Here is a 22564-nt window from a genome sequence, read left to right as displayed (position 1 = left end):
CGTGCCCCGACCTTCCGCACACGAACACCGCCCCGACGCTTTCACCGAATTCGCCGAAGAATTGCGCGTGCTCGCCGAGACCGTGCTGGAACGGGTCGAGCCCGCGTTGCGCGGCGCGGCGGAGGACCGGCCCGAGTGGTCGAGTTGCAGTTGGTGCCCGGTCTGCGCGACCGCCGCCCTGCTCCGCGGCGAGCACCACGACGTGCTGACCGCACTCGCCGATCACGGCACGGCCATCGTCACCGTCCTGCGCGAAGCCCTCGCCGGCGCCCCCGTCGAACCGGTCCTGCCGACCGAGGACGACACCCAGCGGCACCACCGCGGCTCGCCCACCGGCACCTCGCCGGAGCACGATGCGGCCCGGACGTCGAGCGGGAAGGCCGGGCCGAACCCGAACCCCGTCGGCCACCCGGACGACGGACCCGACTCCGCCGGTGATCCCGACGCTGCCGCTGACCTCGGGGCCGCGACAACCGCGACGTCGCATGCCACGCAGAAGACCGCGCGACGACCCGCCGACGACCGATCCGAAGGCCGACCCGGCGGCGTGGGCGATCCGTCCCGCTCCGCGCGGCGCGGGCCCCAGCCGCGCAAACGTTCCGGCTACACCGCCATCCCCGTGACGATCAGGACCTGACGTGACCGGCGCACCCCTCACCGTCGGCATCGATGTCGGCGGCACCAACATCCGCGCGTCCGTGGTCGACGCGGGCGGCGAGGTACTCGACACCGTGCAGTCCCCCACCCCGCACAGCGCCCGCGCGCTCGAGGACGCCCTCGACCGCGCCGTGCGGGAACTTCGCGCGCGACACCCCGTCGCCGCGGTCGGTCTCGCCGTCGCCGGTTTCGTCAACGAACACCGCCATACCGTCCGATTCGCCCCGCATCTGCCCTGGCGCGACGCCCCGGTCGCGAAGCAGCTCACCGAACGGCTCGGCCTGCCGGTCATCCTCGAGCACGACGCCAACGCCGCGGCCTGGGCCGAGTACCGGTTCGGCGCGGCGGCCGGTGGGCACAATGTCGTCCTGGTCGCGATCGGCACCGGGATCGGCGCGGCCCTGCTGATCGGCGGCACGCTCTATCGCGGAACCCACGGCGTGGCCCCCGAACTCGGTCATCTGCAGGTCGTCCCGAACGGCCGCTTCTGCGCCTGCGGCAAGCGCGGCTGCTGGGAGCGCTACTGCAGCGGCACCGCGCTCGCCGAGACCGCCATCGAGATGCTGGCCACCGACCCGTCCGAATCGACGCTGCTGGCCGCCGAGGTGGCCGCCGAACCCGGCGCGCTCACCGGCAGGCGGGTGGCGGGCGCGGCGCAGGACGGCGATCCGGTGGCGGAGGCGGCGGTCGCCGATTTCGGCCGCTGGCTCGGCCTCGGCCTGGCGTTCGTCAGCGACATCTTCGATCCGGATCTGATCGTCGTCGCGGGCGGGGTGAGCAGTTCGGCCCCGCTGTTCCTGGACGAGGCGCGCGAAGAATACGCCCGCTCGGTCACCGGCGCCGGACACCGTCCGCTGGCGCGCATCAGAACCACGCAATTGGGCGAGGCGGCCGGGGAGATCGGTGCCGCCGAACTCGCCCGGGCCGCAATATCGGAGACCGGTTCCGGTCGCTGAAACGGCTTCGCGGACAATATCCGGAACGCGCTCGCAACTCGCCGGTAACCGAAGTGTGACCAGACCGGGGCGACGCGGCGCGGCTGATCCCGACCACAGCAACCTCCGTGGTTGGATGAGTACTCCGACCAGCGGTAAAGTCGCACATGTCGCACGTCGGCCACCCATCGATCCCGGTCCCCTGGGGGAAGGATGTCATGTTCTACTGGCTTCTGAAATTCGTGCTGTTGGGGCCTTTCATCCATGTCTACAACCGCCCGACCGTCGAGGGGCTGGAGAATATTCCGGCCGACGGCCCGGCGATCATGGCGGGTAATCACCTTTCCTTCGCCGACTGGCTTTTCGCTCCCCTGATGAGCCCGCGCCGGATCAACTATCTGGCCAAGGCCGAGTACTTCACCACGCCGGGGATCAAGGGCCGTCTGCAGAAGTTCTTCTTCAGCGGCACCGGCCAGTACCCCATCGACCGCAGCGGCGCCGACGCCGCCGAGGACGCGCTCAACGCCGCCCGCAAGCTGCTCGACCGGGGCAGGCTGGTCGGCCTCTATCCGGAGGGCACCCGCTCGCCGGACGGCCGCCTGTACAAGGGCAAGACCGGCATGGCGCGGCTGGCGCTGGAGACCGGCGTGCCGGTGATCCCGGTGGCGGTCATCGGCACCGACAAGGTGTCCCCGCCCGGACCGTTCCGCTGGCGCAGGCACAAGGTGACCGTGAAATTCGGCGCCCCGATCGATTTCTCGCGTTACGAGGGCATGGGTGGCAACCGTTTCGTGGAGCGCGCCGTCACCGACGAGGTGATGTACGAATTGATGCGGATGAGCGGCCAGGAATACGTGGACGTCTACGCGCACAGCCTCAAGGGCGCCCCGTCCGGGTCCCGGCCGGAGGCGACCCGCATCCCCGACTCCGCGGCGAGCTGAGCGACTTTTCGGCGAAGGCTCCGGAACCCTCGTGGTTCCGGAGCCTTTCTCGTTTCGGAAGCATACCCGGCCCGAAATGACGTTGCTCACAACGTAAGCCGACCGCAAGATCTTCTTCAGGTCTGCACGCCATGCTTCCCGGCATGTTCAAGAAATTGCTTGCCGCCGTCGGTGTCGGCGGGGCCGAGGTCGAAACCGAATTGTTCACCCCGGGTGTGCAACCCGGCGGCGTGGTCGAGGGGACGATCCGGCTGCGCGGTGGCCGGGTCGCTCAGGACATCGACCACATCGGCGTCGAGTTCGTCACCCGTGTCGAGCAGGAATACGAAGACCATGAGGGGGTGAGCGATTTCGGCTTCGCCCCGACCGGGGTGACCGGCCCCTTCCATCTGCCGGCCGAGGCCGAACTGTCGTTCCCGTTCGCCGCGCGCGCGCCGATGGAAACCCCCATTACGTTCTACAACGGCAGGCACCTGCCCGGCACCGTGGTCTCGCTGCGCACCGGGGTCGGCATCAGGGACGCGGTCGACGCAGCCGACACCGACCCGATCGGCGTGGGCGCGCTCCCGGCCCAGCACATCGCGCTGGAGGCGGTGGAGCGTCTGGGCTTTCACCTGCGCAGCGCCGACGTCGAGCAGGGCCGGGTGCACAACACCCCGCAGACGCTGCCCTTCTACCAGGAGATCGAGTTCGCCGGCTCGCCGCACTACCCGGGCCTGAACCAGCTCGAGGTCACCTTCATCGCGACCGAGACCGGCATGAGCGTGGTCCTCGAGGCCGACAAGCGCGGCGGATTCTTCACCGAGGGCCGTGACGTCTTCGACGCGCTGTGGATGGAACACCACCGGCTCGACGGCATCGACTGGGCAGGCGAGTTCCACCACCGGATCGCCCGTCTGGCCTCCTGAGCGCAGTCCAGGATTCGAGTGCGCACAAGTGGCTCGGCTGTGGTTAAGTTTTGAGCCATGAGCACGTCGCAGTCTGTCTCCGCCGAAGAATATCTACCTCGTGACACCGCGGATGTCGTTCGTACCGTTCGGGATTCGCGGGTACGCGCCGAAGGTCTCACGGTCGTCGGCGGCGAGGTCCTCGACGAGGGACTGCAGGTGCCCGATCATCGCGCGGTGGTGTCGCTGCGCAGGATGAACGCGGTGCTCGATATCAACCTCGGCCGCAAGACGGTCCGGGTGCAGGCGGGTGCGAAGCTCTCCGAGATCGACCGCAGGCTCGGCGCGCACGGCCTCGGCCTGCCGATCGTCGGCGACCACCGCGACATCACCGCGGGCGGGTTCGCCTCGGTCGGCGGCGTGTCCAGCGCCTCGCACCGCCACGGCCTGTTCATCGACCAGGTCGTCGACCTCGAATACGTCGACCCGGACGGCCGCATCGGCACCTGCGGGCGCGACCACCACACCGAGCGGTTCCACCGCATCCTCGGCGCCGGCGGACGCGCGGGCATCATCACGGCGCTGACCCTCGACACCGTCGAGGTCGACAAGGAACACACCTGGCTCAGCACCGACGCCCACCGGTTCCTGGACTTCGATTCCTTCGTCGAGCACGCCCAGAACGAGATCTCCCACCCCGGCAATGCGGCGCTGCAGGTCGGGCGCTGGGTCGACACCCAGCCGCTGAAGGTCGCGCGCCCGGTCGGCACCGGGCACGTGCAGCTGGGCACGGTGCGCTTCGGCCAGTGGTCGAGCCTGTTCCCGACCGTGGCGACCCGTTCGCTCAAGGCCCGCCGCGATGTCGGCACCCGCGCCCGCAAGGGCCTGGGCGCCATCGCCTCGCATGCCAGCGGCCGCGCAGGCATGCCGGTGCGCAACGCCGCCGCGGGCGCGCTGATGTTCGCGCCGAAGGTGCTGACGCTGCGCGACGCGGAATACCTCGCCGACACCGTCATCAGCTCCTCCGAGCGCGGCCCGGCCTACCGCGTGGGCATCTTCGCCCCGATGTCGACCTACTCCTCGGTGTTCTACCGGCTGCACGACCTGTTCTCCGGGCATCGTGAGCGCACCGGTTGCTTCACCGTCATCTCCGCGATGACCTACGGCGTGCGCTCGAAGTATTTGCGTGCCGAGGCCGCCGCCCGCAACCTGCCGCGCGAGGACCACGGCCTGATCACCTTCACCTGCCGTCTGCGTCCCTCGGCGCTGCCCTCGGAGCTGCTGCGCGACATCATGGCGAGCATCGACGACATCTGCGCCTCCGAGCGCGCCCTGCGTTACGAATCGGCCCAGTAAGGGCGATTTCCGGATCCAAGGCCGGATGCGTCGGTGGACGCATCCGGCCTTCGCCGTCTCGTGGGTGCGCACGCGGACGCCGACGCCGCGTCATGCGGCGGGCACCGCACGGGTCGGCGCGACGGCCGTGGAAAACGAAGCAGCGCCCCACCGTGACGGTGGGGCGCTGCTTCGGGTGCTACAGGCTCGGTGGCCCGCCGGACTCGGCTCAGTGCTTCTCGGGGCCGAGGTGGTACTCGAACACCAGACCGGCGGCCGCGGCGACCACGGCCACGACGCCGACGCCGATCAGCCAGGGCTCGAAGAAGGCCAGGCCGAGGGCCGCGATCGAGCCGGCGCCGGCCAGCAGGATGGGCCAGAAGCTGCCCGGCGAGAAGAAGCCGAGGTCACCGGCGCCGTCGGCGATCTCCGCATCCTCGTAGTCCTCGGGACGCAGGTCCAGACGACGGGCGACGAAGCGGAAGTAGGTGCCGACGATCAGCGACAGACCCGCGGTCAGCACGATGGCGGTGGTGCCCGCCCACTCGATGCCGGTGCGCGACTGCCCGGTGAAGAAACCGTAGACGACGGCGACGATGATGAAGAACACCGTCAGCAGTTCGAAGATGCGCGCTTCGATCCTCATGTCAGATCAAATCCTCACTCGGACTCGCCGGACGCGCTCTTCACCGAGCGATCCGTGTTGAACGGGCTGGTAGAGGTCGCCACCGGGGACTCGCCGATCGCCAGCAGGGCCTCGGAGTTGGTCTTACCCGCGCGGCGCTCGTCCAGGTACCTGGTGAACTTCTCCGGCGAGACCGCGCGGACCTCGAAGTTCATCATCGAGTGGTAGGTGCCGCACATCTCGGCGCAACGGCCGACGAACGCGCCTTCCTTCTCGATCTCGGTGATCTGGAAGACGTTGTCGGAGTTGTTCTCCTTCGGGTTCGGCATCACGTCCCGCTTGAACAGGAACTCCGGCACCCAGAAGGAGTGGATCACGTCGGCGGCGGCCAGCTGGAACTCGATGACCTTGCCGGTCGGCAGGACCAGGACCGGGATCTCGCTGCTGGAGCCGACGGTCTCGACGGTGTCGTAGTGCAGGAACGACAGGTCGTTCTCCGGCTTGCCGTGCACCGGGCCCGGCTGGGGGTGGCCGTGCTCTTCGTCGACGCGCTCCTCGTAGGCCTTCAGCGCCTCGGCAGCGGCGTCCTCACGGGCGGTGTCGATGCCGTCGAAGCGGTAGCCGTCCTTGAAGTCGACCTCGCGATAGCCGAACTTCCAGTTCCACTGGAAGGCGGTGACGTCGACGGTGACGTCGGGGTCCTCCACCTTCTCGTGCACGTAGTTCTGCACCACGACGGTGAAGTAGAACAGCACCGCGATGATGACGAACGGGATCGCCGTGTAGGTCAGCTCCAGCGGCACGTTGTAGCCGGTCTGACGCGGGAACTCCGGGGAGTCCTTCTTCTTGCGGTGGAAGACCACGGTCCAGAACGTCAGGCCCCAGACCAGCACGCCCATCGCCAGCGCGGCGACGATCGACCAGGTCCACAGCTCCCGCATCCGGGTCGCCTGCGGCGTGACGCCCGAGGGCCAGCCGAACCGCAGCCAAACATTGTCGATCGAGCAGCCCGAGACGAGCATCGCGGTGATCCCCAAGGACACCGCCAGCCCGGCCCGCCGAAGGATGCGGCCCTGCCGACCTCGAACGGGTCGTGCCCCGATCTCTTCGCTCGCCTTGTGCGCCACGCTCACGCCTTCCTGGTCGCCACACATTCCGACAGTGCGCCGCCGGGGCCGCGATCCGCCCTGACGACACGATAAAGACACGTTCAGACCTTCCTCCGGACGGCGGCCATCGAGGACCCACCTGCCTGAGAACGACCTGAGTACTACGCAGCGTAGACCAAACGGGCGGCCTCTATGTCGCCGGGTCGCATTCGACACTCGCGTGACCCCCGTCCCGACCCGCGGCCGCCCCCGTCACCAGGGCATGCGGCGACTTTCCAGCCCGTGCGGCATACTCGGACACGATATTTCGCACCGCGCGCGACGCGGCGCCCCCCACCGGAGAAACGAGGTTGCCGACACGTGTGCGGACTGCTCGGATTCCTGACAGCTGACGCGGCGACTTCCGAGGTCGTGGACCAGGTCTACAACGCGTTGCACTGCATGCGGCATCGCGGACCCGACGAACGAGGCACCTGGCACGACGACCACCTCGTCTTCGGGTTCAACCGCCTGTCGATCATCGATATCGAGCACTCCCACCAGCCGCTGCGCTGGGGCCCGCCGGAGTCTCCCGAGCGCTACGCGCTGACCTTCAACGGCGAGATCTACAACTACCTGGAACTGCGCGAGGAACTGCGGGCCGCGCACGCCGCCGAGTTCGGCGACGAGCCGATGTTCCGCACCGAGGGCGATTCCGAGACCATTGTCGCCGCCTACCACTACTGGGGCGCGGAGGCCGTCGCCAAGCTGCGCGGCATGTTCGCCTTCGCGGTCTGGGACACCGAGCGCGACGAACTGTTCCTGGCGCGCGACCCGTTCGGCATCAAGCCGCTGTTCCTGGCCACCGGCCCCGGCGGCACGGCGTTCGGCAGCGAGAAGAAGAGCCTGCTCGACCTGCTGCCCGCGCTGAAACTGAGCGACGAGCTGGATCCGCGCGCCCTCGAGCACTACACGGTGCTGCAATACGTGCCGGAGCCGGAGACCCTGCACAAGGGCATCCGCCGGCTGGAGTCGGGCACCTACGCGGTGGTGCGTCCCGGCGCCGCGCCCGAGATCACCCGCTACTTCACCCCGCGCTTCACGGTGCGCCCGTTCACGCCCGGTTCCGAGCAGGCCCGCTACAACGAGATCGCCGCCGCGCTCGAGGACTCCGTCGCCAAGCACATGCGCGCGGACGTCACCGTGGGCTCGTTCCTGTCCGGCGGCATCGACTCGACCGCGGTCGCGGCGCTGGCCATGCGGCACAACCCGAACCTGATCACCTTCACCACCGGGTTCGAGCGCGAGGGTTACTCCGAGATCGATGTGGCCGCCGAGAGCGCCGCGGCCATCGGCGCGCGCCACGTCGTCAAGGTGGTCTCCCCCGCCGAGTTCGCCGCGGCCATCCCGGAGATCGTCTGGTACCTCGACGACCCGGTGGCCGACCCGGCGCTGGTGCCGCTGTACTTCGTGGCCAAGGAGGCGCGCAAGCACGTCAAGGTGGTGCTCTCCGGCGAGGGCGCCGACGAGCTGTTCGGCGGCTACACCATCTACCGGGAGCCGTTGTCGCTCAAGCCCTTCGAGTATCTGCCGAAGGGGCTGCGCAGGCTGGCGGGCAAGCTGTCGGAGCGCATCCCGGACGGCACCCGCGGCAAGAGCCTGCTGCACCGCGGCTCGCTGACGCTCGAGGAGCGCTACTACGGCAACGCCCGCAGCTTCAGCGATGCCCAGCTGCGCTCGGTGCTGCGCGAGTTCCGCCCGGAGTGGACCCATCGCGACGTCACCGCCCCGCTCTACGCGCAGTCGCGCGGCTGGGACCCGGTGGCGCGCATGCAGCACCTGGACCTGTTCACCTGGCTGCGCGGCGACATCCTGGTCAAGGCCGACAAGATGACCATGGCGAACTCGCTCGAACTGCGAGTCCCGTTCCTGGACACCGAGGTACGCAAGGTCGCCGAGCAGCTGCCCTACGATCAGAAGCTCACCAAGGAGACCACCAAGTACGCGCTGCGCCAGGCGCTGGAGGGCATCGTGCCCGCCCACGTGCTGCACCGCGCGAAGCTCGGTTTCCCGGTCCCGCTGCGGCACTGGCTGCGCGGCACCGAACTCTACGACTGGGCGCACACGCAGATCGCCGACTCGCAGACCGACCACCTGCTCGACAAGGCCGCGATCACCGCGATGCTGGTCGAGCACCGCGAGGGCCGCTCCGATCACAGCAGGCGGCTGTGGACACTACTGGTCTTCATGGTCTGGCACGGCATCTTCGTCGAGGACCGCATCAAGCCCGAGATCCAGGAGCCGGTATACCCGGTGAATCTCTGAGCGCCGCAGCCCAGGACACCCGACGCCCCCGGACCGAAAGATCCGGGGGCGTCGTGGTTTTCGCGTTCGAGCGGCAGGTCAGAGCAGCGGCTTGATCTCCGCCGCCGCCTCGGGGCCGTACGCCTCGGTGAGCCGGACGAGCGCGTCGTCCTTGTTCAGCGTCCACTCCTGGGTGCCGGTGGTCTCCAGGACGAGCACCGCCACCAGCGAACCCAGCTGCGCGGAGCGCTCCAGGCTCAGCCCGGCGCTGTGGCCGGTCAGGAAGCCGGCGCGGAAGGCGTCGCCGACGCCGGTCGGCTCCACCTTCTCCCGCTCGGGCACGACGCCGACGCGGATCTCGGTGCCGTCGGCATCGACGACCAGCACGCCCTCGGCGCCCAGGGTGGTCACCCGGATACCGACACGCTGGGCCACCTCGGCCTCGGTCAGGCCGGTCTTCTGCAGCAGCAGCGCCCACTCGTACTTGTTGGTGAACAGATAGGCGGCGCCGTCGATGAGGCGCACCGCCTGATCGCCGTCGAGGCGGGCCAGCTGCTGGGAGGGATCGGCGGCGAAGGCGATACCGAGCTCGCGGCACTCCTCGGTGTGGCGCAGCATGGCCTCGGGATCGTTGGCGCCGACCAGCACCAGGTCCAGCGTGTGGGTCTCGGCCAGCTCCGCGATGGAGATGTCGCGGGCCTCACTCATCGCGCCCGGGTAGAACGAGGCGATCTGCGCCATGTCGTCATCGGTGGTGCAGACGAAACGCGCGGTGTGCGCCCGGTCGGAGATGTGCACGGTCGAGCAGTCGACTCCGTGCTTCTCCAGCCACGCCCGGTACTCGGCGAAATCGGCGCCGACCGCACCGACCAGCAACGGGGTGCGATTGAGCACACCCATGGCGAAGGCGATGTTGCCCGCGACACCGCCGCGGCGGATCTGCAGGTCGTCGACCAGGAAACTCAGCGACACATTGGCCAGCTGATCGGCCAGCAGCACATCGGCGAACCGTCCGGGAAAACGCATGAGGTGGTCGGTCGCGATGGACGCGGACACGGCGATAGACACGAGGCGGGGCCCCTTCAACGGTAGGCGGCAGAGGGCGCGGGCCGGTGATACCGGTCCCCACCCTCACCGTATCAACACCGGCCCGCCGGAAGGAGTCACCTCGTGCGGGATCCCCCGTCGATACGGGGGATCTCGACGTCAGTTGAACGAATCGCCGCAGGCGCAGGAGCCGGTGGCGTTCGGGTTGTCGATGGTGAAACCCTGCTTCTCGATGGTGTCGACGAAATCGATCGAGGCGCCCTGGACGTACGGCGCGCTCATCCGGTCCACGGCCAGCTTCACGCCGCCGAAGTCGGCGGTCAGGTCGCCGTCGAGGGTGCGGTCGTCGAAGAAGAGCTGGTAACGCAGGCCCGCGCAACCGCCCGGCTGCACGGCGATCCGCAGCGCCAGGTCGTCGCGACCCTCCTGATCCAGCAGCGCCTTGGCCTTGCTCGCGGCGGCGTCGGTCAGGATCACGCCGTGTGTCGTGGTCTCGTTCTGCACAGTCATGAACGCTCCTAAAGGACAGCTGAGGTCAACCCGTTGCATCAACGCCGCTACGCGGGCTGGTATTCCCCTCTCGTATTCCCCATCTTGCCACCGCCGCGTCACCCGGTGCAGACGGCCTCACCGAAACCGACCGGGTTTCGGCGCGCGACACGCCATCGAATAGCCTGGTCGGCGTGAAGTTGTTCCGTCGCGACCAGGCCGGCCCCACCGACGCGACCGCCGAGTCCACGGCGGACGCACAGGACGGCGCGGCCGTCAGCATGACCAAGGCGGGCGCCGCCACCACCCCGGGCAAGGGCCGTCCCACCCCGAAGCGCCGTGAGGCAGAGGGCAGGAAGCGCGGCCCGGTCGCGCCCGCCCCGCTCACCGCCAAGGAGGCGCGGGAGCGCCGCAAGGCCGCCAAGGGACCGAAGGGCACCCGCGAGGAGCGCAAGGCCGCCGCGGCCGAACGCAAGATCGCCATGCAGGAGCGCCGCGCCAAGATGCTCGCCGGCGAGGACAAATATCTGCTGCCCCGGGATCAGGGCCCGGTGCGCGCCTTCGTGCGCGACATGGTCGACGCCAGGCGCAACCTGGCCGGCTTGTTCATGCCGATGGCGCTGGTGTTGATCCTGTCGATGTTCGCCGCACCCGGCCTGCAGACCATCGTGACCTTGGTCATGCTGGTGATGATGCTGTTCATGGCGATCGAGGGGTTCATCCTCGGCAAGCTGGTGAACAACCGGGTGATCGAGCGTTTCCCCGACACCACCGACACCGGCTTCAAGCTCGGCTGGTACGCCTTCGTGCGCGCCTCCCAGATCCGCCGGATGCGCGCGCCCAAGCCGCGTGTCAGCCCGGGTGACGCCGTCTGATCCCCGCCTCGGCTGTCCCGGCCGCTCGTCTTCCGGACGGGCGGCCGTTGTCGTTTCCAGGGCGGCCGCACTTCGAGCGTCGACCGAGACTTCGGCTCGGCGGGTCACCGCCCCGTCGGGCGAGGGCGTATCCGGGCACCGCGAGCGGGCGGGTTCACCGGTGGTCGGCACGTCCGGCGATGGCGGCGATTTCGGCGCGGGCCCGCTGGGCGTCGCGATCCACGACATCGGAGGACCCGGCCCAGCCGTAGCCGCGCGTCATGAACACCATCAGGATGCCGAGCCCGGCGAGGGTGAAGAACAAGGTAAGCATGGCAGTAATTTTGCGATCGGCAACTTTCAACCGAAAGTGGCTGTTCTGACATAGTTCGTCAATTTTCGGCCAGCTACACTCGGTGGATGTTGTCGAAGGTCGCCGTCGTGCTGTTCGAGAAGCTGGCCATGTTCGAATTCGGCGTCGTCTGCGAGGTTTTCGGCCTGGACCGCACCGCCGACGGACTGCCCGGCTTCGACTTCAAGGTGTGTGGCGCCGAGCCGGGCAGGCCGCTGGCCTCCACCACGCCGGGGGTGACCGTCACCCCCGCCTACGACCTGTCCGAACTCCGCCACGCCGATCTGGTTGCGGTTCCCGCGGCGCCCACCGAGGTGCTCACCGGCACGGTCGACCCCCGCCTGATCGAGGCGATCCGCGATGCCCACGACGCGGGCGCGACGGTGCTCACCGTCTGCTCCGGCGCGTTCCTCGCGGGCGAGGCCGGTCTGCTCGACGGGCGCAAGTGCACCACCCACTGGCGTTATGTCGACCAACTCGCGGCCCGCTATCCCGAGGCCACCGTCGACCCCGACGTACTGTTCGTCGACGAGGGCGATCTCGTCACCAGCGCGGGTACGGCGGCGGGCATCGACGCCTGCCTGCACCTGGTGCGCCGTGAGATCGGCAGCGCCGCGGCCAACGGCATCGCCCGCCGCATGGTGGTGCCCCCGCAGCGCGACGGCGGCCAGCGACAGTTCATCGAACGACCGGTCGCCGACTGCTCCTCCGACAGCCTCGGCGAGACGCTGCAATGGATGAACGAGCACCTCGATCTCGCGCACACCGTCGACGAACTGGCCGCCCGCGCGTCCATGTCCACCAGGACCTTCGCGCGCCGCTTCGCCGCCGAGACCGGGACCACCCCGGTGAAATGGCTCACCACCCAGCGCATCCTGCATGCCAAGCACCTGCTGGAGGACACCGGACTCGGCCTCGAGCAAATCGCCGCGCGCTGCGGTTTCGGCTCCGGCGCGCTGCTGCGCCACCACTTCCAACGCCATGTCGGCCTGGCGCCCACCGACTATCGACGCCGCTTCGGTCGCCTACCCGGCGACTGACCGCAACCGGTCGCAGCGATCGCCGGCGGCAGCGATCGGCCGCGTGAGGCGTCGTCGCTTCCGGAGAATCGTGATCGCCGCACCGGGCACCCCGCCCTGCCTCGGAAAGGCCGCGCCCCGGCCGCGCAGCGGTCCTCGACGGCCCGCTCGAGGGCGGCATTCGGTCCGCGCGGTGCGGCGGGGCAAGATTGGACGACGACCACCGCGGCGCGGACGCCGCTGCCCGACCCGAGAGGCTCGACCAGTGACACACGGATTCGGACCGGTTGCACCCCCCGACGCGGGAGTTCACGCGCAGGCCGAGGCGCGCCAGGCCCGGCTGATCAAGCCGGCCGGCTCGCTCGGCAGGCTCGAGCGACTCGGCAACTGGGTCGCCGCCTGCCAGGGCGTGTGCCCGCCGAAGCAGTTCGAACGGGCGCGGGTGGTGGTCTTCGCCGGAGACCACGGCGTCGCCACGAACGGCGTCTCGGCCTATCCCCGTGAGGTGACCGCACAGATGGTCGCCGGTTTCCTGGCGGGTGGCGCGGCGATCAACGCGCTGGCCGCGACGGCGGGCGCGACGGTCCGGATCGCCGACATCGCCGTCGACGGCGACACCGATCCGTCGATCAGCGAGCACAAGGTCCGCCGATCCAGCGGCAGCATCGACCGCGAGGACGCGCTGTCCCCGGAGGAGATCGACGCCGCGCTGGCCGCGGGCATCGCCATCGCCGACGAGGAGATCGACACGGGCGCCGATCTGCTCGTCGCCGGAGACATGGGCATCGGCAACACCACCCCGGCCACCGTGCTCATCGCCACCCTCACCAACTCCGAACCGGTCGTCGCGGTGGGCCGCGGCACCGGCATCGACGACGCGGGCTGGATACGCAAGGTGGCCGCCATCCGCGACGCCATGCGCCGGGCGCGGCCGGTGATGAAAGATCCGGTGGCGCTGCTGCGGGTGGCGTCGAGCGCCGACATCGCCGCCACCGCCGGCTTCCTGGCGCGTGCCGCCCAGCGCCGCACCCCGGTGATCCTCGACGGCGTGGTCGTCACCGCGGCCGCGCTGGTCGCCGAGGATCTCGCGGCGGGCGCGAGCGCGTGGTGGGTGGCCGGGCACCGGTCCACCGAGCCCGCGCACACCCTCGCGCTGAAGCAGCTGAACCTGGACCCGCTGATCGAGATGGAGATGCGCCTGGGCGAGGGTTCCGGCGCGGTGGCCGCCCTGCCGATCCTGCGCGGCGCGGTCGCCGCGCTCGCCGAGATGTCGACCTTCGACGAGGCGGGCGTGAGCACCCGCGACAGCGACGCCCCGGCCGTGCCGCTGACCAAATGACCACTCCGCGCCGGGTGTCCTGGCCGTCGGGAGCGCGGCTGGCGTTCTCGTGGCTGAGCGTGTTGCCCGTGCGGGGCCCCGACGAGGTGGATCGCCGTGGCGCCGCCCGCGCTATCGCCCTCGCCCCGCTCGTCGGGGCGGCGCTCGGCGCCCTCGCCGCCGCCCTCGCGTGGTCGTCGGCGCATCTCGGCGCGAGCGCTCCGTTGGCGGCGCTGCTCGCGGTCGGCGGGCTGGCCCTGGCCACCAGGGGCATGCATCTGGACGGACTCGCCGACACCGCCGACGGACTCGGCAGCTACGGCCCGCCCGAGCGCGCCCGCGCGATCATGAAAGGTGGCGATGTCGGACCGTTCGGCGTCGCCGCGATCGTGTTCGCGATCGCCGTGCAGTCCTTCGCGTTCGCCGCGCTGATCGACGAGGATCGTTGGCTCGCACTGGCTCTCGCGGTCGGGCTGGGCCGGGTCGCCGTCGTGCTCGCCTGCCACGGCGCACCGCCCGCCGCGGGCACCGGTTTCGGCGCACTGGTGGCAGGGACCCAGTCCCGCCTTTCCGGCGCGGCCTGGGCGCTCGTCGCGATGGTGTGCGCGATCTTCGCGGTGCCGGATCACCCCTGGCTCGGCCCGGTGGCCGCACTGGCCGCCCTCGCCGCCGCACTGCTGCTGGTCCGGCATTGCGTACGCCGTTTCGAGGGCCTGTCCGGTGACGTCCTCGGCGCGGCGATCGAGGTGACGGTCGCGGTCGCCGCGGTCGGCTTCTCCCTGGCAACCCCCTGATTCCAGGGGCGCGTCGCCGGAATCGTCGTCCACGTGCACACGAATCCAACCGACCGGTACTTCTCCTGCCGATGCGCGAGGGCAGCCACAGTACCCCTAGGCTGGGTTGCATGTCTTCCGACCGTCTGTACTTCCGGCAGCTGCTGGCCGGGCGCGATTTCGCCGTCGGCGACCCGATCGCGACCCAGATGCGAAATTTCGCCTACCTGATCGGTGACCGGGAGGCCGGTGAATGCGTGGTGGTCGACCCGGCCTATGCCGCCGGCGATCTGGTCGATATCGCCGAGAGCGACGGTCTGCGCCTGACCGGCGTGCTGGCCACCCATCACCATCCCGACCACGTCGGCGGAAGCATGCTCGGCTTCACGCTGCGTGGCGTGGCGGAACTGCTCGAGAAGAACCCCGTGCCCGTGCACGTGAACAGTCAGGAACTTTCCTGGGTCGCGAATGTCACCGGCATCTCCGCGAGCGAACTCACCGGACATCAGCACGGCGACATCCTCGAGGTCGGCGCGGTGCCCGTCCAGCTGCTGCACACTCCCGGCCACACCCCCGGCAGCCAATGCTTCCTGGTGGACAACCGCCTCGTCGCGGGCGACACCCTGTTCGTGGACGGCTGCGGCCGCACCGACTTCCCGGGTGGGGACAGCGACGAGATGTTCCGTAGCCTGCGCTATCTGGCCGGGCTGTCCGGCGATCCGGTGGTCTACCCCGGTCACTGGTACTCCGAGGAGCCGAGCGCCGCGCTGTCCTCCATCAAGGACAACAACTACGTGATGCGCCCGCAGACGCTCGAGCAGTGGCACATGCTGATGCCGGGCTGATCCGGCCGGACGGAATCACCGGACCGAGATCGCCCGGCGCAAGCAGGGAGGTGGTGGCGGAAGCGCTGCCACCACCTCGCTCAGGCCTTGCGCATCCAGCCGTGGACGTCGGCGAAGGTGCCGCGCTGGATACCGGTCAGGGTCTCGCGCAGCGCCATGGTCACCTCGCCGGGCTCACCGCCGCCGATGGTGAACTCGCCCTCGCCCGAACGCACCCAGCCGACCGGTGTGATGACCGCGGCGGTGCCGCAGGCGAAGACCTCGCTGATCTCGCCGGACGCCGCGCCCTTGCGCCATTCGTCCACGGTGATCTTGCGCTCCTCCACCTGGTAGCCGGCGTCGGCGGCCAAGGTCAGCAGCGAATCGCGGGTGATGCCGGGCAGCAGCGAGCCGGACAGCTCCGGGGTCACCAGACGGGCGTTCGAACCCTCGCCGAAGACGAAGAACAGGTTGTTGGTACCCATCTCCTCGACATAGCGACGCTCGCAGGCATCCAGCCACACGACCTGATCGCAGCCCTGCTCGGAGGCCTGGGCCTGGGCCAGCAGCGAAGCCGCGTAGTTGCCCGCGACCTTCGCCTCGCCGGTGCCGCCGGGCGCGGCGCGCACGTACTCGGTCGACAGCCACACCCGCACCGGCTTGACCCCGCGCGGGAAGTACGCGCCCGCGGGCGATCCGAGCAGCAGGTACTTGTAGGCCGACGCGGGCTTCACGCCGAGGCCGGCCTCGGTGGAGAACAGGAACGGGCGCAGATACAGCGATTCCTCGCCGCCCGCCGCGGGCACCCAGCGCTCGTCGACCTCGAGCAACTGATGCACCGACTCGATGAACAGTTCCTCGGGTAGCTCGGCCATCGCCATCCGGCGCGCGGAACGGCGGAACCGCGCCGCGTTGGCGTCGATGCGGAAGGTCGAAACGCTGCCGTCGGCCTGCCGGTAGGCCTTGAGACCCTCGAAGATGGCCTGGCCGTAGTGGAACACCATGGTGGCCGGGTCCATCGACAGCGGGCCGTAGGGTTCGACCTTCGCGTTGGTCCAGCCTTCGGCCTCGGTGTAGTCGATGGAGACCATGTGGTCGGTGAAGTACCGACCGAAACCGGGTGCCGCCAGGATCTCCGCTACCCGCTGGTCCGATTGCGGCGCGGGATGAGGAATACGGGCGAACTGTGCGGCAACGGTCATGCCGATGATCCTAATCTGTGCCCGGATTCCGGTCGCGCGCGTGTCGGCGCTCCCCGATCATGAGGTGCGTGGCGACAGGAACGGCGGCTTGACCACCTCGCAGCGCAGCGCGCGCCCGCGCACATCCACCTCGACCTCCGCGCCCGGCTCGATGCCGGCCGCGGTGTCGATCAACGCCAGCGCGATACCGATCTTCAAGGTCGGCGAGAACGTGCCCGAGGTCGTCTGCCCGATCCGCGCGCCCGCGCGCGAGACGGTCTGGCCCTGCCGCAGCACGCCACGGTCGAGGGCCCGCAACCCGAGCAGGACGCGCCGCGGGCCCGCGGCCTTCTCCTTCTCCAGCGCGTCCTTGCCCCAGAACTCCGGCTTGCGCCAGGCGACCGCCCACCCGACCCGCGCCTGCACCGGTGAGATGTCGAGGGACAGCTCGTGTCCGTGCAGCGGGTAGCCCATCTCGGTGCGCAGGGTGTCGCGCGCGCCCAGCCCGGCGAGTTGACCGCCCGCGGCCTTCACCTGCTCGGTCAGCGCCCGGAACACCACTTCCGCGTCGGCCCATCGGGGCAGCAGCTCGTAGCCGTGTTCGCCGGTGTAGCCGGTGCGGCAGACCCGGATCGGCCTGCCCTCCCACGCGGCATCGGTGAAGGCCATGTACTCCATCTCCGAGGGCAGGCCGAGCGCGTCGAGCACCGCCGCCGCACCAGGCCCCTGCACCGCGAACACCGCGTATTCGCGATGCTGATCGGTGACGGTCACGCCCTCCGGCGCGGCCGCCGCCAGCCGCTGCACCACCGTCGCGGTGTTCGCCGCGTTCGGCACCAGGAAGATCTCCTCGTCGCTCACGTAATAGGCGATGAGATCGTCGACCACGCCGCCGTCCTCGGCGCAGCACAGCGTGTACTGGGCCTTGCCCGGCCGGATACGACCGAGATCGTTGGTGAGCACGGCGTTCACGAATCGCGCCGCACCCGGGCCCGCCACCGTCGCCTTGCCGAGATGGCTGACGTCGAACAACCCGACCGCGGTGCGGGTGGCCTGATGCTCGCCCACCGTGCCCGCATAGGACACCGGCATCTGCCAGCCGCCGAACTCCGCGAAGGTCGCCCCGAGTTCGACGTGTACGTCGTGGACAGGTCCGCGCAACAGGTCGGTCATGCCGCCGAGCTTAGCCCGCGTCCGCACGCCCACCCGGCAGCGGCGAGCGCCCGCGGAACCACATGGGAACGAGCACCGGTCCGTCGTCGGGCAGCGGAAGTCCCGCACCGGACCGCACGAAACCGCAGCGTTCGTACAGCGCGGCGGAGCGTTCGGTGCTCGCTTCGAGATACACCGGGACCCCCGACGCGGGCAGCCTCGCCGCCAGGATCGCGGCGCCCGCGCCCCGGCTCCGGTACTCCGGCGCGGTCACGATGGATTGCAGGTAGCGATGGGGGAATTCGCGCGGATGCGTCCGGGCGACCAGCGCGGTCACCGCCGCCAGCCGGACGATCGGACGGATCTCGGGCGCGGCCGCGGCCATCTTCGCGTTCTCCCGCGCCTCGGCTTCGTAGCGGTCGATCGCGGTGACGTGATGCCACACCGACACCGACCACACCTCCCGCCCCGGACCCGCGATCCACACCTCGTCCTCGCGCACCGCCCGCTCGATCAGCTCCGGTGCCTGCTCGTCCCGGAAAGCCGCCGCGATATCCGGGTAGCCATCGGTGACCCACGCCGTCACCGCCTCGTCCTGCGCGCTCCGCGCGTACACCCGGCCGACCGTCTCGACATCGTCGAACCCGGCTCGTCTCACTCGCAACCGCTCCATGCCGCAACCTCCGGAGGTGAACACCGTTCCGACGCCAAGGTAGGGAGCTGTACAGCGATTCTCCACACTTTCGTCACACTCTTTCGTGTGTCGAAAAGCGACGACTCGCACCCCCGCAACGCGGCCGATCCGGCGGGCACGCGGACGACGCACTGCGCCGTCTGCCGCCGTCCTCTGGAGCGCGCGGACCGCGGCAGGCCCCGGCGCTATTGCTCACGTTCCTGCCGCGCCCGCGCCTATCGCGCCGGCCGCGACGGCCGCGCCCCCGAGGCTGCCGATCACCGCCCGCCCCGCCCCACCCGCCTCACCCGGGTGACGATCGCGCGAACTGCGGTCGCGCTGGCCGACCGTGACGGACTCGCCGGCCTGACCATGCGCCGACTGGCCGGCGAGCTCGGCGTCGCGACCGCCGCCCTCTATCGCCACTACCCCGATCGCGAGGCGCTGCTGTCGGCCATGACCGAACTTGTGCTTGCCGAGCACGCGTGTGACGAGCTCCCGGCCCCCGCCGAGCCGCGCGCCGCCCTGGCCGGTGAGGCGTCGCGGGAATGGCGCCTCTACCGCGACCACCCGTGGATGCTTCCGACGCTGGCCCGCCTGCGGCCGCCGCTGGGGCCGGCCCTGTTCGACACTCTCGAACGCAGCTTCGCCGTCCTCGACCGCCTCGATATTCCGGCCGGGGAGATGCTGACCACCTATCTGGCCCTGTCCGGCCTCGTCCAGGGCCTCGCGCTGCTGCGGATCTCCGAGCCCGGACAGCGCACCGCGGACGACACCGGCGCCCGCGACGATCCATCCCCGGAAGAACTCGCCGAACTCCTCGCACCGACGCTCCGCCCGGCGCTGCACCGAGCCCTCGCCGGCGTCGTCCCCGTACCCGCACCGGACCTCGACGAGCTGTTCACCGGTGCTGTCGACCTGCTCCTCGACGGCATCACGCACCGGCATGCCGCGCGCCGCACCGTCGGACGTGCGCTGCACGATGCGGAACCGACCGAATAGCCTGTGACCATGACCGCTGTTGCAGATCGCCCACTCGGACCCGAACTGGCGCGTACCGAATCACTGAGCCCGGACACCGACGTGCTCGTGATCGGACTGACGTCCTCGGAGAACGGTCCGTCCATCGTCCCCGACGACCTGTTCGGCGACGTGCTCACCGAACAGGTACGCACCGAGTTGCTCGACGCCCTCGGCGCGGTCGGCGCCAAGGGCAAGGCCGAGGAACTGACCCGGGTGCCCGCTCCGGCCGGGCTCGACGATGTCACCAGCGTGCTCGCGGTCGGCCTGGGCGCGGCCGAGAAGATCGACGCCGAGCAGATCCGTCGCAGCGCCGGCGTCGCCGCCCGCTCGCTCAGCGGCACCGCACTGGTCGCCACCACGCTGGGCGGGCTGGATCTCGGCGCGGCGGCCGAGGGCTTCTACCTCGGCGCCTACACCTTCACCCCGTTCCGTTCGGCCAAGTCCGCGCCCAAGGCGGACGAGGGCCCGCTGGCCCGCGTCGAATTCCTGGTCCCCACCGCCGATTTCGGTGAGGCGGAGCTGATCCGGGCCGCGCTCGTCGCCGAGGCCGTCGCCACCGCACGCGATTTCGTCAACACCCCGCCCAGCCACCTCTACCCCGCCGAGTTCGCCGCCCGCGCCGAGACGCTGGGCCGCGCCGCGGGCCTGGATGTCGAGGTGCTCGACGAGAAGGCTCTGGAAGAGCAGGGCTACGGCGGTGTCCTCGGCGTCGGCAAGGGTTCCTCGCGCCCGCCGCGGCTGGTGCGCCTGAGCTACAACGGCGGCGACAAGAAGGTCGCGCTGGTCGGCAAGGGCATCACCTTCGACACCGGCGGCATCTCCATCAAGCCCGCCGCGAACATGGAGAACATGACCTCGGACATGGCGGGCGCCGCCGCGGTCGTGGCCACCACCCTGCTCGCGGCCCGGCTCGGGCTGCCGATCACCGTCACCGCGACCGTGCCGATGGCCGAGAACATGCCCTCGGCCACCGCCCAGCGTCCCGGCGACGTGCTCACCCAGTACGGCGGCACCACCGTCGAGGTGCTCAACACCGACGCGGAGGGCAGGCTCATCCTGGCCGACGCGATCGTGCGCGCGAGCGAGGACGAGCCCGAATTCCTCATCGACGTGGCCACTCTGACCGGCGCCCAGATGGTCGCCCTCGGTACCCGCACCCCGGGCGTCATGGGCACCGACGATTTCCGCGACCGCGTCGCGCGGATCTCCCGTGAGGTCGGCGAACACGGTTGGCCGATGCCGCTGCCCGCCGAGCTGCGCCCGGATCTGAACTCCAAGATCGCCGATCTGGCCAATGTCGCGCCGCATCGCTGGGGCGGCATGCTCTCGGCAGGCCTGTTCCTCAAGGAGTTCGTGCCCGAGGGCGTCCAGTGGGCGCACGTCGATATCGCCGGACCGGCCTACAACACCGGCGGCCCGTTCGGCTACATCGGCAAGGGCGGCACCGGCGTTCCGGTCCGCACTCTCATCGCGGTCCTCGAGGACATCTCGGCCGAAGCGACCGCCGAGGAGTGACCGCCCCGCGGTGACACGACCGCACGGCGATCGCGGCTCGCGCGAATCGCCGTGCGGCACTCACAGATCGCGCAACTCGTCCTCGAACGCCCGGCGGCGCTCGATGCGTTTGCGTTCGTCGTGGTCGCGCATGCGCTGCGGGTAGCCCGTCTTCGCCACGTCGTAGACGGGAATCCGCAGGTCTCCGGCCAGCTTCCGGGCTCCGGCCGCGCCGACGATTCGTCGCGTCCACGCACCGTCGGAGGCGACGAGCACCACCGTCACATCGGTGACCGTGGTCTTGGGCTCGATGTAGCCCTCCACGCCGGTATGGGTGCGTACCCACTCGGCGAGATAGCGCGCGTCCGTGCCGGACACACCGGAGGCGCCACCCCGGCTCCTCGCACCACGCAGACGCCCCCACAAACCCATCAGCGCCGACCTCCTGCTCGCCCGGCGAAAATCCGCGTCGCCGTTGTTTCCATAGTGCCAGCAGGCGGAAAACTGACCGCCCTCTGCCACGCGCCACGACGTCGAGTGCAAGGATGGTCCGCGGTACAAAGAACCGCACCGATCTCCGGTACCGCGCAGAATATCGGCGCGGCTTCCGGGTTTTCGCCGCGACCGCGGTGAGCGCCCGGCGGAAGATCAACTGTTGTAGAACCCGTCGAGCAGTCAGAGGAGTCAACGGACATGGCCTTCTCCGTCCAGATGCCGGCTCTTGGTGAGAGCGTCACCGAGGGAACGGTGACAAGGTGGCTGAAGCAGGAAGGAGACACGGTCGAGGTCGACGAGCCGCTGCTCGAAGTCTCCACCGACAAGGTCGACACCGAGATCCCGTCCCCCGCGGCGGGCGTGCTGTCGAAGATCGTCGCCCAAGAGGACGACGTGGTCGAGATCGGCGGTGAGCTCGGTGTGATCTCCGACGCCGGCGAGGCCCCTGCCGCATCCGCTCCCGCGCCCGAGGCGCCGGCCGAGCAGGCCCCCGCCGAGGAGGCCGTGGCCGCCGAGCCCGAACCCGCACCCGCACCGGCCGAACCGGCCGCGCAGTCCTCCGGTCCCGCCGAGGGCACCCCGGTGAAGATGCCCGAGCTGGGCGAGTCGGTCACCGAGGGCACCGTCACCCGCTGGCTGAAGGCGGTCGGCGATCAGGTCGAGGTCGACGAGCCGCTGCTCGAGGTCTCCACCGACAAGGTCGACACCGAGATCCCGTCCCCGGTCGCGGGCACGTTGCTCGAGATCACCGCGCAGGAAGACGATGTCGTCGACGTAGGCGGCCAGCTCGGCATCATCGGCAGCGGCTCGCCCGCACCGAAGGCCGAGCAGCCCGAACCCGCGCCGAAGCCGGAACCCGCGCCTGCCCCTGCCCCTGCCCCCGCGCCGGAGCCGAAGCCCGAACCCGCGCCCGCCCCCGCGCCGAAGGCCGAGCAGCCCGCGCCCGCCCCGCAGGAGAAGCCGGCCGCGGCCGGCTCCGATGCCACCCCGTACGTGACCCCGCTGGTGCGCAAGCTCGCCGAGGAACACGGCGTCGATCTGACCGGCATCAAGGGCTCCGGCGTCGGCGGCCGCATCCGCAAGCAGGATGTGCTCGCC

23 protein-coding genes are annotated in these 22564 nt (G+C 70.1%); 14 read left to right on the top strand and 9 right to left on the bottom strand.

Features of this window, described 5'->3' with window-relative positions:
- The first annotated feature begins 1 nt into the window (after position 1).
- The 5 genes from ON26_RS34465 to ON26_RS07935 all read left to right on the top strand — a co-directional run bounded on the left by ON26_RS34465 (position 2) and on the right by ON26_RS07935 (position 4776).
- Positions 2-637, top strand: a complete 636-nt coding sequence (locus tag ON26_RS34465; RefSeq protein ID WP_245545766.1) for a hypothetical protein — start codon at positions 2-4, stop codon at positions 635-637.
- Between the two features lies 1 nt (position 638).
- The gene (locus ON26_RS07950; protein WP_040795360.1) at positions 639-1613 is read left to right on the top strand and encodes an ROK family protein; all 975 of its coding nucleotides are present in this window, start codon (positions 639-641) and stop codon (positions 1611-1613) included.
- Positions 1614-1810: 197 nt separating this feature from the next.
- Positions 1811-2533 carry a lysophospholipid acyltransferase family protein gene (locus ON26_RS07945; RefSeq protein ID WP_040795359.1) on the top strand — a complete coding sequence of 241 codons (723 nt, stop codon included), beginning with the start codon at positions 1811-1813 and terminating at the stop codon, positions 2531-2533.
- A 143-nt stretch (positions 2534-2676) separates the two neighbouring features.
- The gene (locus ON26_RS07940) at positions 2677-3441 is read left to right on the top strand and encodes a sporulation protein (RefSeq protein ID WP_040795385.1); all 765 of its coding nucleotides are present in this window, start codon (positions 2677-2679) and stop codon (positions 3439-3441) included.
- 57 nt (positions 3442-3498) lie between these two features.
- Complete coding sequence (locus ON26_RS07935) at positions 3499-4776, top strand: FAD-binding oxidoreductase (protein WP_040795358.1); 1278 nt, start codon at positions 3499-3501, stop codon at positions 4774-4776.
- A gap of 208 nt (positions 4777-4984) precedes the next feature.
- On the opposite strand, the gene ON26_RS07930 is transcribed toward ON26_RS07935, so the two are convergent.
- A complete protein-coding gene (locus ON26_RS07930) occupies positions 4985-5401 on the bottom strand; it encodes a cytochrome c oxidase subunit 4 (RefSeq protein ID WP_040795357.1) in 417 nt (138 codons plus the stop codon).
- A 14-nt stretch (positions 5402-5415) separates the two neighbouring features.
- The gene (ctaC, locus tag ON26_RS07925; protein WP_373280929.1) at positions 5416-6402 is read right to left on the bottom strand and encodes an aa3-type cytochrome oxidase subunit II; all 987 of its coding nucleotides are present in this window, start codon (positions 6400-6402) and stop codon (positions 5416-5418) included.
- 447 nt (positions 6403-6849) lie between these two features.
- Here ctaC and asnB point away from each other — a divergent pair, with 447 nt between their 5' ends.
- A complete protein-coding gene (gene asnB / locus ON26_RS07920; RefSeq protein ID WP_040795356.1) occupies positions 6850-8793 on the top strand; it encodes an asparagine synthase (glutamine-hydrolyzing) in 1944 nt (647 codons plus the stop codon).
- Between the two features lie 78 nt (positions 8794-8871).
- Here the strand turns inward: asnB and ON26_RS07915 are convergent, their stop codons facing one another.
- Positions 8872-9840 carry a carbohydrate kinase family protein gene (locus ON26_RS07915; RefSeq protein ID WP_040795355.1) on the bottom strand — a complete coding sequence of 323 codons (969 nt, stop codon included), beginning with the start codon at positions 9838-9840 and terminating at the stop codon, positions 8872-8874.
- Positions 9841-9978: 138 nt separating this feature from the next.
- Positions 9979-10329 (bottom strand): HesB/IscA family protein, encoded by a 351-nt coding sequence (locus ON26_RS07910; RefSeq protein ID WP_040795354.1) that lies wholly within the window; start codon positions 10327-10329, stop codon positions 9979-9981.
- A 173-nt stretch (positions 10330-10502) separates the two neighbouring features.
- On the opposite strand from ON26_RS07910, the gene ON26_RS07905 reads away from it, so the two are divergent.
- Positions 10503-11183: a DUF3043 domain-containing protein gene (locus tag ON26_RS07905; RefSeq protein ID WP_051026810.1), complete on the top strand. Its 681-nt coding sequence runs from the start codon at positions 10503-10505 to the stop codon at positions 11181-11183.
- Between the two features lie 154 nt (positions 11184-11337).
- On the opposite strand, the gene ON26_RS33210 is transcribed toward ON26_RS07905, so the two are convergent.
- Positions 11338-11496, bottom strand: coding sequence for a hypothetical protein (locus tag ON26_RS33210; RefSeq protein WP_157171820.1), 159 nt, complete (start codon positions 11494-11496; stop codon positions 11338-11340).
- A gap of 86 nt (positions 11497-11582) precedes the next feature.
- On the opposite strand from ON26_RS33210, the gene ON26_RS07900 reads away from it, so the two are divergent.
- The 4 genes from ON26_RS07900 (at position 11583) to ON26_RS07885 (ending at position 15469) form a co-directional block, all read left to right on the top strand.
- Positions 11583-12554: a helix-turn-helix domain-containing protein gene (locus tag ON26_RS07900; RefSeq protein ID WP_040795353.1), complete on the top strand. Its 972-nt coding sequence runs from the start codon at positions 11583-11585 to the stop codon at positions 12552-12554.
- Positions 12555-12798: 244 nt separating this feature from the next.
- Positions 12799-13872, top strand: a complete 1074-nt coding sequence (gene cobT, locus ON26_RS07895) for a nicotinate-nucleotide--dimethylbenzimidazole phosphoribosyltransferase (protein WP_040795352.1) — start codon at positions 12799-12801, stop codon at positions 13870-13872.
- Complete coding sequence (locus ON26_RS07890) at positions 13869-14645, top strand: adenosylcobinamide-GDP ribazoletransferase (protein WP_051026809.1); 777 nt, start codon at positions 13869-13871, stop codon at positions 14643-14645. Before cobT ends, ON26_RS07890 begins: the two co-directional genes overlap by 4 nt.
- Before the next feature lie 110 nt (positions 14646-14755).
- Positions 14756-15469 carry an MBL fold metallo-hydrolase gene (locus ON26_RS07885; protein ID WP_040795351.1) on the top strand — a complete coding sequence of 238 codons (714 nt, stop codon included), beginning with the start codon at positions 14756-14758 and terminating at the stop codon, positions 15467-15469.
- A gap of 80 nt (positions 15470-15549) precedes the next feature.
- Here the strand turns inward: ON26_RS07885 and ON26_RS07880 are convergent, their stop codons facing one another.
- The 3 genes from ON26_RS07880 to ON26_RS07870 are packed head-to-tail and all read right to left on the bottom strand — an operon-like array spanning position 15550 to position 18439.
- Positions 15550-16650, bottom strand: coding sequence for a branched-chain amino acid aminotransferase (locus ON26_RS07880; protein ID WP_040795350.1), 1101 nt, complete (start codon positions 16648-16650; stop codon positions 15550-15552).
- A gap of 57 nt (positions 16651-16707) precedes the next feature.
- On the bottom strand, positions 16708-17802 hold the full coding sequence (gene gcvT / locus ON26_RS07875; RefSeq protein WP_040795349.1) for a glycine cleavage system aminomethyltransferase GcvT: 1095 nt from the start codon (positions 17800-17802) through the stop codon (positions 16708-16710).
- A gap of 10 nt (positions 17803-17812) precedes the next feature.
- A complete protein-coding gene (locus ON26_RS07870) occupies positions 17813-18439 on the bottom strand; it encodes a GNAT family N-acetyltransferase (RefSeq protein ID WP_245545765.1) in 627 nt (208 codons plus the stop codon).
- Positions 18440-18541: 102 nt separating this feature from the next.
- On the opposite strand from ON26_RS07870, the gene ON26_RS07865 reads away from it, so the two are divergent.
- Together ON26_RS07865 and ON26_RS07860 are read left to right on the top strand one after the other, a co-directional pair.
- On the top strand, positions 18542-19456 hold the full coding sequence (locus ON26_RS07865; RefSeq protein ID WP_083883890.1) for a TetR/AcrR family transcriptional regulator: 915 nt from the start codon (positions 18542-18544) through the stop codon (positions 19454-19456).
- A 9-nt stretch (positions 19457-19465) separates the two neighbouring features.
- A complete protein-coding gene (locus ON26_RS07860) occupies positions 19466-20992 on the top strand; it encodes a leucyl aminopeptidase (RefSeq protein ID WP_040795348.1) in 1527 nt (508 codons plus the stop codon).
- A 60-nt stretch (positions 20993-21052) separates the two neighbouring features.
- Here ON26_RS07860 and ON26_RS07855 read toward each other — a convergent pair whose 3' ends face one another.
- Positions 21053-21403 carry a hypothetical protein gene (locus ON26_RS07855; protein WP_040795347.1) on the bottom strand — a complete coding sequence of 117 codons (351 nt, stop codon included), beginning with the start codon at positions 21401-21403 and terminating at the stop codon, positions 21053-21055.
- 261 nt (positions 21404-21664) lie between these two features.
- On the opposite strand from ON26_RS07855, the gene sucB reads away from it, so the two are divergent.
- Positions 21665-22564: 2-oxoglutarate dehydrogenase, E2 component, dihydrolipoamide succinyltransferase (sucB, locus tag ON26_RS07850; RefSeq protein WP_040795346.1), on the top strand; the 900-nt coding region annotated here is incomplete at its 3' end.

It is taken from the genome of Nocardia higoensis NBRC 100133, from assembly GCF_000308595.1.
Classification (GTDB): Bacteria; Actinomycetota; Actinomycetes; order Mycobacteriales; family Mycobacteriaceae; genus Nocardia; species Nocardia higoensis.
This window is presented reverse-complemented; position numbering and strand designations above follow the sequence as displayed.

What these genes read in the sequence shown, in the direction of transcription:
- ON26_RS07885 (WP_040795351.1), top strand. Translation starts at nt 14,756, where the DNA reads ATGTCTTCCGACCGTCTGTACTTCCGGCAGCTGCTGGCCGGGCGCGAT.
- ON26_RS33210 (WP_157171820.1), bottom strand. Translation starts at nt 11,496, where the DNA reads ATGCTTACCTTGTTCTTCACCCTCGCCGGGCTCGGCATCCTGATGGTG.
- ON26_RS07940 (WP_040795385.1), top strand. Translation starts at nt 2,677, where the DNA reads ATGTTCAAGAAATTGCTTGCCGCCGTCGGTGTCGGCGGGGCCGAGGTC.
- ctaC (WP_373280929.1), bottom strand. Translation starts at nt 6,402, where the DNA reads ATGCTCGTCTCGGGCTGCTCGATCGACAATGTTTGGCTGCGGTTCGGC.
- ON26_RS07890 (WP_051026809.1), top strand. Translation starts at nt 13,869, where the DNA reads ATGACCACTCCGCGCCGGGTGTCCTGGCCGTCGGGAGCGCGGCTGGCG.
- ON26_RS07880 (WP_040795350.1), bottom strand. Translation starts at nt 16,650, where the DNA reads ATGACCGTTGCCGCACAGTTCGCCCGTATTCCTCATCCCGCGCCGCAA.
- ON26_RS07910 (WP_040795354.1), bottom strand. Translation starts at nt 10,329, where the DNA reads ATGACTGTGCAGAACGAGACCACGACACACGGCGTGATCCTGACCGAC.
- ON26_RS07945 (WP_040795359.1), top strand. Translation starts at nt 1,811, where the DNA reads ATGTTCTACTGGCTTCTGAAATTCGTGCTGTTGGGGCCTTTCATCCAT.
- ON26_RS07855 (WP_040795347.1), bottom strand. Translation starts at nt 21,403, where the DNA reads ATGGGTTTGTGGGGGCGTCTGCGTGGTGCGAGGAGCCGGGGTGGCGCC.
- ON26_RS07860 (WP_040795348.1), top strand. Translation starts at nt 19,466, where the DNA reads ATGACCGCTGTTGCAGATCGCCCACTCGGACCCGAACTGGCGCGTACC.
- ON26_RS07900 (WP_040795353.1), top strand. Translation starts at nt 11,583, where the DNA reads ATGTTGTCGAAGGTCGCCGTCGTGCTGTTCGAGAAGCTGGCCATGTTC.
- gcvT (WP_040795349.1), bottom strand. Translation starts at nt 17,802, where the DNA reads ATGACCGACCTGTTGCGCGGACCTGTCCACGACGTACACGTCGAACTC.
- ON26_RS07935 (WP_040795358.1), top strand. Translation starts at nt 3,499, where the DNA reads ATGAGCACGTCGCAGTCTGTCTCCGCCGAAGAATATCTACCTCGTGAC.
- ON26_RS07930 (WP_040795357.1), bottom strand. Translation starts at nt 5,401, where the DNA reads ATGAGGATCGAAGCGCGCATCTTCGAACTGCTGACGGTGTTCTTCATC.